Source organism: Lacticaseibacillus rhamnosus (assembly GCF_900636965.1).
Taxonomy (GTDB): domain Bacteria; phylum Bacillota; class Bacilli; order Lactobacillales; family Lactobacillaceae; genus Lacticaseibacillus; species Lacticaseibacillus rhamnosus.
The window spans coordinates 2,459,493-2,473,021 of record NZ_LR134331.1 but is presented as its reverse complement, the minus strand read 5'-3'; the positions used below and the strand labels follow the sequence as shown (position 1 = coordinate 2,473,021).

Genomic DNA, 13,529 nt, shown 5'->3' with positions numbered 1-13,529 from the left:
AATGGCTCGCTTTTTTATGTATTTTGCAAGTAATTCTCATAGAAGAACCGAAAAGAATTGCAGGCTGTCGTTTGATCAGATTATTCATCATTACCCAAAAATAAATAGTGTCAACAGTGTAACGGCAGGGGTTTTAGTAATTCCAGCGACACCAAAACGCCGCCTATCTTTTCTTCGGATAGGCGGCGTTTTGCTGCAACTAAGCTGCTTGACTGGATGACTTAGCCGCAACTGATCGGGAGAGGAGCAGCATCGCGACTAGGAAAGGAGGTAACGCGGTTGCTCAGTCAACGAAAATCAGTTCAATTTCGGAATCAGCCGGTTTGACATTGACTGACAAATGACGGTTGAGGTCGGCAACCAGTTTGCGTGCAAAAGCCATTTTCTCATCGAAATCAGTCATATGTGAGGTGAAAGGAACACTTTGATAATCGTAATTTTCACCGATGAATCCGGGGTCGGTGACATAACGCAAATTATTTTGGTCATGACGACTGCCCGGTTTTAAGACGGCATCCAAGTACTGATACAAGATTGCCGGCTCGTAGTTCAGCGGTTTCTCAAGGGTGGTGGTAATCTTATAGCCATTTGCTTCGCCGGCAAATTCTTCATTAATTTGGACTTGTGTGAGACCTTGATACAATTTCAAAACGATCAGCTCCTCTTCTTTTCACTTCCAGTATACCAGTTGTCGGCTTATTTAAAAGAGAAATTTTAGGATTGCCTGAAATATTTTAAGGCGAAAGAATCGGCACAGCATCACGGAACATTAATTCAGAGATCGCCTTCGAAAGCCCAAAAAGCCCGATAAACTGGTGGATGATGAACCAGTTTATCGGACTTTTTGTATACGCATAAGGTTTGTTAGGGAAACCTTACTTATAGTCTTACCATTGTTAATGCCAAAAGAAAAGAAAAAGTTTAGGCTGTCCAAACATTATTTACTGATTTTTGTGGTGGATTGAAACGCATCGTGGCCGTGAAGCCGTTGCCAGCGCAGGCGGATGATTTTGTCGATTTCAGTCACGATCAAAATCACAGAACCGGCTAGAACAGCAATGCCCCATTCACGCCACGACATCGAAGCAGTTTGGAAGATTTCCTGCATAAAAGGTACATAGGTCAGGAAACATTGCAGTGCAAGCATGATGCCGATAATCGCAAACGCCATGGGATTACTAAAGAGATTTTTTGAAAGTGCCAGTGTGTTTGTACGGATGTTAAAGAGATAGAAGATTTTTCCTAAGACAATCATGTTCACCATCATGGTGCTTGCGGTGACGCGGTCTGTTAAGTGGTTGGCTGTCAACCAATCGAACGCCCACAACCCGATACCGGCGATCATCATGGCTACATAAGCAATTTGAAAGACATCATGTTTGTGCATCATTGACGCATTTTTCTTACGTGGTGGGCGCTCCATCGTGCCGGCTTCGGCAGGTTCGAAGATGAAGGCGAATTGAATGGTGATGGCGCTGACCATGTTAATCCACAACAGCTGACTGGCACGTAATGGCATCGCTTGTTGGGTCAGGATGGTGAATACGATCACCAGTCCTTCGGCAAAAGAGGTCGGTAATAGGAACAAAATGCTTTTTTTGATGTTTTGGTAAATGCGGCGTCCTTGAGCGATGGCCGTTTCCATGCGGGCAAAGCGGTCATCGGTCAGCACCATGTCGGCTGCATCTTTGGCAACATCGGTCCCGGATTGACCCATGGCAACTCCGACGTCGGACTTTTTAAGTGCTGGTGCATCATTGACGCCATCGCCGACCATGGCGGTGACGTTGCCGGCATCTTGTAAGACAGAGACAATCGTCAGTTTGTCTTTTGGTGTGGTCCGGGCAAAGACGTCGGCATTGAGGATCATCTGGCGTTGCTTTTCTTCCGGCAGTGCTGCTAGTTGCGTGCCGGTGACGGCTGTAGGCGAATCGGCCATGCCTAGCTTTTTGGCGATGGCAAGAGCCGTCTCGGGGTGATCGCCGGTGATCATTTTGACTTTGACACCGGCGCGCCGCATTTGCTTGATCGCCGAAATCACTGACTCGCGTGGCGGATCAATAATCGCGGTGAGTCCTAGAAAATCGAGCCCTTGCTTTAATAATGCTGGCGTGATTTCGCTAGTGTCATCCGGAACGATTTTCTGGGCAACGGCAATGACGCGTTGCCCTTCCGTACTGAACTGACTCGTTAACATTAAATAGTGGGACTGATCAAAGTCGGGATGAGCCGCCGCAACAAGCGGTAACAACTTATCCGGAGAACCTTTTACAAACAGACAGGTGTGGCCATCCGCGCATTTTGCTAATTTGGCCATGTAACGATTGTTGGAATCAAATGGCATCAAGTCGCGTTCGGTGTTAGCGGGTTCGTCCTTGAAGGCTTTGTAGTAGGCAGTGAGGAAAGCACCATCAGTAGGTTCACCGTTGATGACATAGCGGCCGTCTTCTTGGTGCAATTCAGTGTCATTGGCTTCAAATCCAGCGGTTAGCAAAGCGGTTAAATCCGGATGGTTAGCCGGTTCGATGGTTTTTCCGGCAAGGGTGAACTGCCCTTTAGGGGTGTAGCCTGAGCCGCTTACCTGATAAGTGGCCTGAGGGGTGATGACGGTGGTAATGGTCATCTCGTTTTTGGTTAGCGTACCGGTTTTGTCGGTACAGATAACATCGACTGAGCCTAAAGTTTCCGCAGCTGGCAAGGTTTTGACAATGACGTGTTGTTTCTTTGCCATATTGGAAACACCCATTGCCAAGATAACGGATGTGGTGGCTGGCAGACCTTCTGGCATTGAGCCAACGACCATGGTGACGATGGCAAGGGCTAAGACAGGCAGACTGTATTTACCGATGATCATGCCGAAGATAAATAGTAAGACCGCTGCTGCGATAATGGCGTACGAAATTCCTTTACCGATACCGTCAATTTCGCGCATCATCGGCGAGCGGCCTTTACGTACGTCCGAAACCGCCTGGGAAATCTTACCGAACTCAGTATCGTGGCCGGTTGCAACCACGATGCCAATACCACTTCCGCCTGCAACCGCTGTCGAGGCAAACGCCATATTGCTTTGATCGGCAAGTGGTGTGTCTGCTGGCAGGATATCAGTCGTTTTGATGACCGAATTTGCTTCCCCGGTCAGGACAGCTTCTTGAATCGTTAAGTTGTCAATATCAACGAGGCGTAAATCGGAGGGAACATTATCGCCGGCCTCCAGAAAAACAACATCGCCGACAACCAAATCGGCACTGGGAATATCAAGACGCTCACCGTCACGATAAACAGTTGCTTCAGGGGCCAGCATTTTTTTGATTTTTTCAAGTGAATCGCTGGCGTTGCTTTCCTGATAGTATCCAATAATCGCATTGACGATAATCACTAAAACAATAACCGAGGTATCAGTGACATCGCCAATGACGGTGGTTAGGATTGCGGCAATGATCAGGATATAAATGATTAAATTGTTGAACTGCCGCAGAAAGATCAGCCACTTTGGCGTTGGATGCGATTCGATGGCATTCGGGCCATTGGCTTCTAAGCGTTTAGCGGCCTCTGTTTTAGAGAGACCGTGGTCAAGGGACGGGACCTGCAACATTTGCTGCAGATCCTTGATACTGTGCGCTGTTGCTGGCGGTTGCGAGTCGGGAACTTCTTCCATAAGTGATTCCTCATTTCGTGATATAAATTTTTTGGTACTATCTTTATCATATGGTATGCCTAAACCGGTTGCAATCAATTTGCGATTTCAATTTAATGCGAGCTAAAAAAGCGTTTATCTTTTATATCGGGATTATGATGACCTAATGCTTTGAAACGGTTTTCTGAAAGCAATCGGCTGTAAGCGTGATTAGCTATTGCCGTGAATCGGGCACTGCTTAGGCATTTTGAAACAATGGACACTTTACAAATTAGTCACTGAAAATACAATTAATTTTCATAAAATAGTTGACGATATCAGCTTCAAGGCATATCCTAAGAAAGGATTAAGTTAGGGAGACCTAAAAGGCCTTGTTCCCCAGGGACTTAACTTTTTTCAAGATGAAAGGGGAGACATATTGTGAGTGATGATCACAAGAAGAAACATTCCATGAAGCTCATTCAATACGCGAACGGGCCGTCATTGGAAGAAATTAACGGTACAGTTGAGGTGCCACACGGGAAAGGCTTTTGGCGAACGCTATTTGCTTATTCCGGACCAGGAGCATTGGTTGCCGTTGGTTACATGGATCCAGGGAATTGGTCCACGTCCATCACCGGTGGTCAAAACTTCCAGTACTTACTGATTTCCGTTATTCTAATGTCAAGTTTGATTGCGATGCTGTTGCAGTACATGGCAGCTAAACTTGGCATTGTGAGTCAAATGGATCTTGCCCAAGCGATTCGTGCAAGAACGTCGAAGAAGCTTGGGATTGTCTTGTGGATTTTGACTGAGTTAGCGATTATGGCGACTGATATTGCCGAAGTTATCGGTGCCGCTATTGCGCTTTATCTTCTGTTCCATATTCCACTTGTTATTGCGGTGCTGGTCACGGTCCTCGATGTTCTGGTATTACTGTTGTTGACCAAGATTGGGTTCCGAAAAATCGAAGCTATTGTTGTTGCTCTTATTCTTGTCATTTTACTGGTCTTCGTTTATCAAGTTGCTTTGTCGGATCCTAATATGGGGGCTTTGCTTAAAGGCTTCATTCCAACTGGCGAAACATTTGCAAGTTCACCGTCAGTCAACGGTATGAGTCCAATTCAAGGGGCTTTGGGAATCATCGGGGCGACGGTTATGCCACATAACCTGTATCTGCATAGTGCGATTTCTCAAACTCGTAAAATTGATCATAAAGATCCGGAAGATGTTGCTCAAGCCGTTAAGTTTTCAGCATGGGACTCCAACATTCAGTTGACTTTTGCCTTTGTTGTTAACTGCTTGCTACTCGTTATGGGGGTTGCGGTCTTCAAGAGCGGTGCAGTTAAAGATCCTTCCTTCTTCGGTTTGTTCCAGGCATTGTCTGATTCTTCCACACTGAGTAACGGTGTTTTGATTGCGGTTGCCAAGTCCGGTATTTTATCCATCCTATTTGCGGTTGCGTTGTTGGCATCAGGTCAAAACTCAACCATTACAGGTACGTTAACAGGGCAGGTTATCATGGAAGGCTTCATTCATATGAAGATGCCGCTGTGGGCGCGGCGCTTGGTTACTCGTGTTATCTCCGTTATCCCGGTTATCGTCTGCGTTATGTTGACTGCTCGGGAAACGCCGATTCAGCAACATGAGGCGCTCAATACATTAATGAACAACTCACAGGTCTTCTTGGCCTTCGCGTTGCCATTCTCAATGTTACCGCTGCTAATGTTTACGAATAGTAAGGTTGAAATGGGCGATCGGTTCAAGAACACTGGCTGGGTTAAAGTGCTCGGTTGGGTTTCCGTTATCGGTTTAACTTATCTGAACCTGAAAGGTCTGCCAGATTCAATCGCCGGATTCTTCGGTGATAATCCAACGGCCGCACAAACCAACATTGCTAATATGATCGCTTACGTTCTGATTGCAGCTGTTTTGGCCCTCTTGGCATGGACAATTTGGGATCTGTATAAAGGTAATAAGCGTTATGAAGCTCATCTTGAAGCTGTAGCCGATGAAGAAGAGGCGAAAGCAAATGATGACGTACAATAGTCTTGTCGCGTCTTTGGTGATGAGTTGCGATGGGATCGAGGAGTCAGAAGGCTACGATCCGTGGTTATTCGCAATTCTTGGATTGGAAAATGAGCAATCTAAGGTACGCCAAAACAAGTAAGATAATTGTTGGCCATTGTTGTATATGTTAAAAAAGCCGCTTTGATCAGCTCAACATGATCAAGGCGACTTTTTTGTAAGCGCGAGCCGGCGCGGTTAGGGATCGGAGTGTAAGTGGCCTTGGGCGTGATGGCCGGTCTTTGGCCATTGCGCTTAAGGTCCTTACACGCAGACTTCTGCGCCGGGGAGCGCGTTATGGGCGTAAGCCAGAACATAAGCGGCCTTAAGCGTGATGGCCCAGGTTTGGCCATTGCGCCTGAGGTCCTTACACGCAGATCCCTGCGCCGGGGAGCGCGTTATGGGCATAAGCCAGAACATAAGTGGCCTTAAGCGTGATGGCCCGCACTTGGCCATTGCGCTTAAGGTCCTTACACGCAGACTTCTGCGCCGGGGAGTGCGTTATGGGCATAAGCCAGAACATAAGCGGCCTTAAGCGTGATGGCTGGGCTTTGGCCATTGCGCTTAAGGTCCTTACACGCAGACTTCTGCTCCAGCAAACGCGTGACGGTCATCAGCGATGAAAGTGGGGATGAGATGGCACATTTAAGTGAGGTTATGACTCAAGCTGTACCAACTGAAACAGCGACCGGATTATCGCAGCATGCGACTGATTTGCTGATCGGACTCATGTATGCGGATCGGCTGGATTCTGAGAGTAACACCAAGAAGCGGAAAATATTTCGTGGTGGTCGACCATTTTTTGAGCGCTATGGACAAATTGCAGGGGTAGAGCATCGGGGTAAATTGAAAAAAGCACGGCGGGAGCTTGAACTGAATGGCGCCTTGGATTGTGCGCAACCAGGGGATAAGTCCTATCAATTAACGCAGACGCCATGGCAGATTTTTAAACAGTTCAACGGGATGATGGCCTCCCCGGTTCAAGTGAGTCGAACCTATGATGTTAAATCCTTTAGCGAGCTATTAAAGCGCAGCAGTCTTGCCCATAAAAACTTTCCATTGAATACGGAAGGGGCAGTTATGCTGCAAACTGATACTTTTGGCAGTGAACAACCCTTGATGTATGCTGTTTCGCCAGCAACTTATCACCGGTTGACCAAAGCCGAAGCAAGGATGAAAACAACGGTACCAGACACCCGTCAGCGACTGGTTAACGTTCAGGCTTGGTCAATTGATCCGGCATTGATTAGCGGCTGGCTGCACGCTGGCCTACCCACCCCGCAAGCCGATCCGATTCACCAATATTTAGCGGCTTTATCATCTTCATCGCTTCAATTTCAAAAAGAAGCGGCACGGCTGGTTGCGGCAATGCTTTACTGAACTTTGATCTCAAGACTGCATCGACAAGGTGTAGCGTTTGGGGTATCGGCCTTAGCGATCATTAGGTGCTAAGGCTGTTTTTTTATGCTTTTGGTTTGCTTGGCAGTGCGATCGTGTAAAATAGGACTATCATTAACAAGCAATCGCAGCACATGTGATTAAGATGGAGGTAGCGATGACGACGAATACACGGATTGAATCAGATACTTTGGGACCGGTTGAAATTCCGGAAACGGCTTTATGGGGACCGCAGACTGAACGCAGCCGTCATAATTTTCAAGCCGGACCGCTTATGCCGTTGCCGCTCATCAAAGCGCTGCTGCAAATCAAAAAAGCGGCGGCGCGGGCGAATGTGGCAGCTGATATTTTGCCTGCTCCCAAAGGCCAACTGATCACGCGGGCTGTAGACACGTTATTGGCTTTGCCTGATGAAAAATTACAAGCTGATTTTCCGCTGCATGTTTACCAAACAGGATCCGGCACCCAAACAAACATGAATGTGAATGAGGTTGTCAGTCATCAGGCAGCCAAACTCAATCCTGACTTACCCATTTTACCTAATGACGATGTTAACCATAGTCAAAGTTCAAACGATACATTTCCGACCGCGATGAACATTACGGCCGCGATTGCTGTCAATCACTTGCTGGCTGCTGTTGATGGCTTGATCGCGGCATTGCAAACGAAAGCCAAGCAATATGACCATACCGTTAAAATTGGGCGGACACATTTGCAGGATGCCACACCGTTAACTTTTGGCCAGGAAGTCAGCGGTTGGATTGCGATGTTAGCGCACGATCGAACGGCGATTGAACAATTGCAACCGGCACTTTTTCGCTTGGCCATTGGCGGTACGGCGGTTGGTACCGGATTAAACGCAGCGCCAAACTTTGGGCGGATTGTGGCCGGGCGTTTGAGTGATGTCTATCACTTGCCACTGACCGCCCAAACAAATAAATTTGCGGCATTGGCAGCCCATTCTGAAATCAGCAATGTTCACGGGGGTATTAAGACATTAGCCGCCGATCTGTTGAAAATTGCCAATGATATTCGGTTTCTGGCAAGTGGTCCACGAGCAGGTTACGGTGAATTGCGGATTCCAGCCAATGAACCGGGAAGCTCGATCATGCCTGGGAAGGTGAACCCAACGCAAGCAGAGGCACTTACCATGGCAACTGTACGGGTGATGGGCAATGATACCACCATCACCGTTGCCGCCTCCCAAGGTAACTTTGAGCTGAATGTCTATAAACCAGTGATCATCAGTACGTTTCTTGAATCGACGACGTTACTGACACAGACGATTACCAGCTTCACGCAAAAACTGGTGGCAGATTTGACCGTCAATGCCCCGCGCATGCAGGCACTCGTTGCGCATTCCTTAATGACGGTGACTGCCCTTACGCCGCATATCGGCTATGAAAAAAGTGCTGCCATCGCTCAGCTAGCTGAACGCACGGGAACGGATCTCAAGGATGCGGCAATTCAAACCGGTTACGTGACTGAGGCGGAGTTTGATGCTTGGGTTGACCCGGCTAAAATGACTGGAATTTAAAGCCAGACACCACTGGTCAATAGCGAAAGTCACGATTGGAGCGAGCGACATGAAAAATCAAAAAATGGGATTCTTCGGGTTTTTGATCATCATCTTTATCATTGCCATGTTGGTACAATATTGGTATATCTTTGTCGCAGTCCTTGTCCTTGGCGGTGCGGCTTATTTGTACTACTATCGGCGCCAACAAGCCATTGCAGCCCAGGCAGCCAAAACGGCTCAAGCCCAAGCAGCGGAGCAGGCGACTATTGCCAGGCTAAAAGCATACAAAGATCTGTTAGATACCGGAGCCATCACGCAGGAAGATTACAATCACAAAAAAGCCGAGCTGTTACGGCTCGACTCACATGAAGAACTTAAATTTTAAAACGGTGGCCAATAACTTAAGGGTTTAATGTTCGTCATTGGTTGCGGTAGTTAACGGAACGCCTTTAGCACCGCCGGAAATACTTTCGATAAAATCGAGGAAAGTTGGCGCAATTCCCAACTCGTCAAGGTCTTCAGGGGCGATCTGATAGCGGATCGCCTTTTCGTCGTGGGCAAGAATTTTTTGCACCCAATGTGGCTCGCGAATCATTTCATGGCCGATAGCAACCAGATCAAATGCTGCCGCGGCTTTTTCGGCCTCTTCAGGGGTCTTAATGCCGCCAACCACAATGATCGGCAAGGCGCCGGCGACATGATCGCGAATAACGTCATTGATGATGGCAGGATTATCCGGATCACGCAATGATGTCCGCCATACGTCAGACTGGGAGACGTGCAGGTAGTCGATTTTGGTGGCTTTTAAAGCATCAATGAGCGCTAATGTGTCGTCTAAAGTGATGCCGGGCTGTTCTAACTCTTCCGGTGAAATACGGTAGCCCAACAGGAAGGGGCGATCGGCAGTTTCGGCAATGACTTTTTCCGCTTCATGCACCACGGCTAAGGGGAAACGCATCCGCTTGTCTCGTGTGCCGCCCCATTCGTCGGTTCGCCGGTTAGAATGCGGGGAGTAGAATTGCTGAATCAGATAGGTGTTAGCGCCGTGCAGCTCCACGCCGTCAAAACCGGCTTCGATTGCCCGGCGCACTGCCTGACCGAAATCGTGAATGGTTGCTTTAATTTCTTCAGTTGTGAGGGCTCGCGGCGTTTCATAACCAGAACGAGGCGCGGCAACCGCACTGGCACTGACGGGTTGCTGCCCGCGCAAAATCTTGCTATTGCTCATACGACCAGCACTAAAAATCTGCAAAACCGCTTTAGAGCCGCCTGTTTTCATCGCAGTTGCCAGACGACTTAGGCCGGGAATGAACCGATCATCGGCCACACTTAACTCGCCTTCAAACCCCTTCCCAAGCGGATTAACATTGGCGGTTCCGGTAATGAAAAGGCCAACGCCTCCAGCGCGCTTTTGATAATATTCAATTTCGTCTTGCGTGACCGTACCATCTTCAAAAGAAAGCCGAGTCGTCATCGGCGGAATGACAATGCGGTTCTTCAGGGTGATGGGCTGATTTTTGAATGTAAAAGGTTTTAGAAAAGTATAATCAGACATATAAACTCCTTTGAAAAGATTCAACGCGTTTAACGCTGCTGAGTGACCGGACGCAACAGCACTTCGTTAACCGCTACATTGTCTGGTTGATCAATGGCGTACAAAACCGCGTTGGCGACATCGGTAGCGGTGAGTCCGTTATTTTTCTCATCGGCTTCTACTGCTGCGCGGCGCTTCGGATCACTGATGGTACTGAACAACTCAGTATTCACAGCGCCCGGGGAAATCATGGTTGTTTTAATGTGGTTGGCTGCCTGTTCCTGACGCAAACCGTCCATAATTGCCTGAATTGCCCATTTAGTGCCGGAATAGACAGCAGTTCCGGGATGCACGATATGACCGGCCACAGAATCAGTCGTAATGATTTGGCCACTGTGCCGTTCAATCATATGCGGTAAAACGGCGGCGATACCATAAAGGACGCCCTTGATATTCACATCAACCATCCGTTCCCACTCATTAACTTTCAACTCAGCCATTTCTGAAAGCGGCATAAGACCGGCATTATTGAACAAAACGTCAACGTGTCCAAATGTCTTAATGGCTAAGTCGACTAGGGATTTGACTTGGTCTTGATTCGTGACGTCGGTTGCTTGGTAACGAATCTGATCGTTTCCAAAAGGTTCCGCCAACTTGGCAAGGCGATCCTCACGCCGCGCGCCAATCACTAACTTTGCACCGGCTTGCGCCAATACCTGCGTGGTTGCAGCGCCAATACCGCTTGATGCGCCGGTAATCACGACGACTTTATCTTTAACAGTCATTTTGAACCCTCCTGATAGTTTCTGCTAATTAAAAATAAGTGTTATCACCTTTAAATTAACGCGCTCAAAAGCAGCTGACAAGTCGTTTTATTGAAATTCTCATATTATCTTGACCTTAAGTGGGCTTTAGGGGATAGAATTGAGGTGGCATTGGAGTGTGGGCGCTGGGGGTTGTGGCCGGCGCACACTCACCATAACGCGCTCCCCGGCGCAGAAGTCTGCGTGTTAGGACCTTAGTCGCAATGGCCAAAGCCCGGCCATCACGCCTGAGGCCACTTACACTCCGACTTCTAAGCGCGCCGGCTCGCGCTCACGCTATAACGCGTTCGCCAGCGCAGGGGCCTGCGTGTAAGGACCTTGGTCGCAATGGCCAAAGCCCGGCCATCACGCCCAAGGCCGCTTACACTCCGGCCCCTAAGCGCGCTGGCTCACGCTCACTAAGAAAGGAGTTTTGCTGTCATGAAACAAGTGCAATTAGGTGGTTCTAATTGGAAAGCTTCCAGTGTTGCATTGGGAATTATGCGGATGAATGTTTTGTCTCCGGAAAAAGCGGCTTCGGTTTTGGATAGCGCCTATGACGATGGGATTGATTTCATCGATTCGGCGGATATTTATGGTAAAGGTAAGTCGGAAGAGGTTTTTGGCGAGGCTTTGAAGCAAGCTAAAGTTAACCGTGACCAGTTGTATATTCAGTCTAAAATCGGGATTGTGGTAGATCCAAAACGTTCACACGGCAGCTTGGTTTTCGGCAAACGGTATGACTTTTCCAAAGAACACCTATTGTCAGCGGTTGATAGCATTCTGCAGCGCTTGCAAATCGACTATCTGGATTCGGTTTTACTGCATCGTCCGGATCCATTGATGGAAGTTGATGATGTGGCGGCTGCTTTTGATGAATTGCAGCAAAGCGGTAAGGTGCGGCATTTTGGGGTTTCTAACTTCAATCCTGAACAAATTGCGCTGTTGCAAGAGAACCTGCATCAACAACTTTTGATTGATCAAGTTCAGTTCTCCGTGGCCCACACTGGCATGGTTGATGCGGGCATGCATACCAACATGGCCGATGACCGGTCTGTTGATCATGATGGGAGCTTGCTGCCATATCTGCAACGCAAACATATGACCCTGCAGGCATGGTCGCCGTTCCAGTACGGGATGTTTGAAGGTACCTTCATTGACAGTCCCAAGTTCAAAGCATTAAATGACGAGCTGCAAAAAGTTGCCGATCATTATCACACGAATAAAAATGCGATCGCTGTTGCGTGGTTACTGCGGCATCCGGTGGGCGTTCAGGTTATTCTCGGTTCAATGAATCCTGAACACATCAAAGAAAGTGCAGAAGGTGCCGATATTACCTTGACGCGGCAGGAATGGTATGACATTTACTTCGCGGCTGGCAACGATTTGCCGTAATGGTCAAGACAGAGGGGCACTTCCTGTAGGCGCCCTTTTTGGTTGCGTTCCTAATTCAGGTGGCAATAGATGGCGCTTGATTTTTGACTCGTTCAGGTGCATACTCTGGAAAAATTCCTTGATGCAACTGTACAATGGTAGCAGGGTCTATCGTTTTAGGAGGCACTGTCATGTCAGACAAGAAACAAGCGTTATTCGAAATGTTGAGTAAAGCCTATAGCAGTCCGGCCGTGAAAGCTGATGCCAAATTAAAGCAAATAATCGAATCCAACGCGAAACAACTGGAAGATGCAGAGGACAAAACAGCTTATGTCGCAGTCGTGACCCAGCTATCGCATGATATTTCCAAGTATTATCTCATTCATCACACGATTCCAGCCGAGATGATCGCCGTTTTCAATGCGATCAAGGCGGATGTGCCAGCAGATCAAGTCAATGCCAAGCGTTATCGCGATCAGGCGCTGGCTGCTGGGCTGATTGCTATTCCGATTGTCTGGGGTGGCGGGCATTAATTAGCCGCATGGGATATGAGCTTGTTCGATGCTGATGAACTGTGTCATTTCGGCCTTTTTACGACTATGCTGAAATACGCGCTTCCGATTAGTCGTGGTTAATGCGCCACGGCTTTTTCTATGCGCTTTGGACCGGGCGATTCATGTCCGCAATAACGTTAATCGGCGAAAAGGCTACGTTTATCGAAAGTTTGACCTGAAGCTTGATAAATTTGGTATATTGCAGTTAGCAATTCAAGAAAACGCTATCTTAATGCAAACACTTATCGACCAGACATGGAGGATCACTCATGAATATGGTGCAACGAAATCAGATTCTGTTTATTTTGACCGGATTAAACCTGAGTCTGAAACAAGCGGCTAGTGGTGGCCTGATGGAGACAGAAGCACAGGAAGTTGTAGATGAGGCCTTAGATATTTTAAAGCGGCCTAATGTGCTCAAGAATCGAGCCGCAGATTACGCCTTGTCGCGACTATACGCACGGTTTACGCGATTAATCGGCTTGCAAGGAATGAAACTTTCAGCGGAGGCCAATCAGTGGTGGCAGGCGGTAAAAGACTTTATGGAAAATGACATTCATGGCGAATTGAGTCAGGTAGGCGGGCCGCACTTTATTATTTAGACAGTTGTTGCCCAAGCCATGGTCTGATTCCAGTAACCGGCCCGAAAAGAATTCGCTTGTAGCCG

The 13,529-nt window shown here is 48.0% G+C and carries 12 protein-coding genes; 8 read left to right on the top strand and 4 right to left on the bottom strand.

Annotated features, from left to right (window positions below; genetic code table 11):
* Positions 1-283 precede the first annotated feature (283 nt).
* A complete protein-coding gene (locus EL173_RS12390) occupies positions 284-649 on the bottom strand; it encodes a hypothetical protein (RefSeq protein ID WP_005686819.1) in 366 nt (121 codons plus the stop codon).
* 288 nt (positions 650-937) lie between these two features.
* Positions 938-3,655 (bottom strand): HAD-IC family P-type ATPase, encoded by a 2,718-nt coding sequence (locus tag EL173_RS12385; RefSeq protein WP_005692200.1) that lies wholly within the window; start codon positions 3,653-3,655, stop codon positions 938-940.
* 399 nt (positions 3,656-4,054) lie between these two features.
* Here EL173_RS12385 and EL173_RS12380 point away from each other — a divergent pair, with 399 nt between their 5' ends.
* The 5 genes from EL173_RS12380 (at position 4,055) to EL173_RS12345 (ending at position 8,982) form a co-directional block, all read left to right on the top strand.
* On the top strand, positions 4,055-5,662 hold the full coding sequence (locus EL173_RS12380; RefSeq protein WP_005686822.1) for an Nramp family divalent metal transporter: 1,608 nt from the start codon (positions 4,055-4,057) through the stop codon (positions 5,660-5,662).
* Entirely contained in the window at positions 5,646-5,783 is a 138-nt protein-coding gene (locus EL173_RS12375) for a hypothetical protein (protein WP_005692204.1), read from the top strand. The genes EL173_RS12380 and EL173_RS12375 overlap by 17 nt, the downstream gene beginning before the upstream one ends.
* 533 nt (positions 5,784-6,316) lie before the next feature.
* Entirely contained in the window at positions 6,317-7,060 is a 744-nt protein-coding gene (locus EL173_RS12355) for a hypothetical protein (RefSeq protein ID WP_014571579.1), read from the top strand.
* A gap of 175 nt (positions 7,061-7,235) precedes the next feature.
* The gene (locus EL173_RS12350) at positions 7,236-8,615 is read left to right on the top strand and encodes a class II fumarate hydratase (RefSeq protein ID WP_014571578.1); all 1,380 of its coding nucleotides are present in this window, start codon (positions 7,236-7,238) and stop codon (positions 8,613-8,615) included.
* A gap of 49 nt (positions 8,616-8,664) precedes the next feature.
* The gene (locus tag EL173_RS12345) at positions 8,665-8,982 is read left to right on the top strand and encodes an SHOCT domain-containing protein (RefSeq protein ID WP_005692212.1); all 318 of its coding nucleotides are present in this window, start codon (positions 8,665-8,667) and stop codon (positions 8,980-8,982) included.
* A 24-nt stretch (positions 8,983-9,006) separates the two neighbouring features.
* Here the strand turns inward: EL173_RS12345 and EL173_RS12340 are convergent, their stop codons facing one another.
* Positions 9,007-10,152, bottom strand: coding sequence for an NADH-dependent flavin oxidoreductase (locus EL173_RS12340; protein WP_005692214.1), 1,146 nt, complete (start codon positions 10,150-10,152; stop codon positions 9,007-9,009).
* Between the two features lie 29 nt (positions 10,153-10,181).
* Positions 10,182-10,916, bottom strand: a complete 735-nt coding sequence (locus EL173_RS12335; RefSeq protein ID WP_005692216.1) for an SDR family oxidoreductase — start codon at positions 10,914-10,916, stop codon at positions 10,182-10,184.
* Between the two features lie 459 nt (positions 10,917-11,375).
* Here EL173_RS12335 and EL173_RS12325 point away from each other — a divergent pair, with 459 nt between their 5' ends.
* The 3 genes from EL173_RS12325 to EL173_RS12315 all read left to right on the top strand — a co-directional run bounded on the left by EL173_RS12325 (position 11,376) and on the right by EL173_RS12315 (position 13,464).
* The gene (locus EL173_RS12325; RefSeq protein WP_005692218.1) at positions 11,376-12,329 is read left to right on the top strand and encodes an aldo/keto reductase; all 954 of its coding nucleotides are present in this window, start codon (positions 11,376-11,378) and stop codon (positions 12,327-12,329) included.
* Between the two features lie 170 nt (positions 12,330-12,499).
* Positions 12,500-12,841, top strand: a complete 342-nt coding sequence (locus EL173_RS12320; RefSeq protein WP_014571576.1) for a bacteriocin immunity family protein — start codon at positions 12,500-12,502, stop codon at positions 12,839-12,841.
* Between the two features lie 290 nt (positions 12,842-13,131).
* Positions 13,132-13,464 (top strand): hypothetical protein, encoded by a 333-nt coding sequence (locus EL173_RS12315; protein WP_005692222.1) that lies wholly within the window; start codon positions 13,132-13,134, stop codon positions 13,462-13,464.
* The last annotated feature ends 65 nt before the right edge of the window (positions 13,465-13,529 follow it).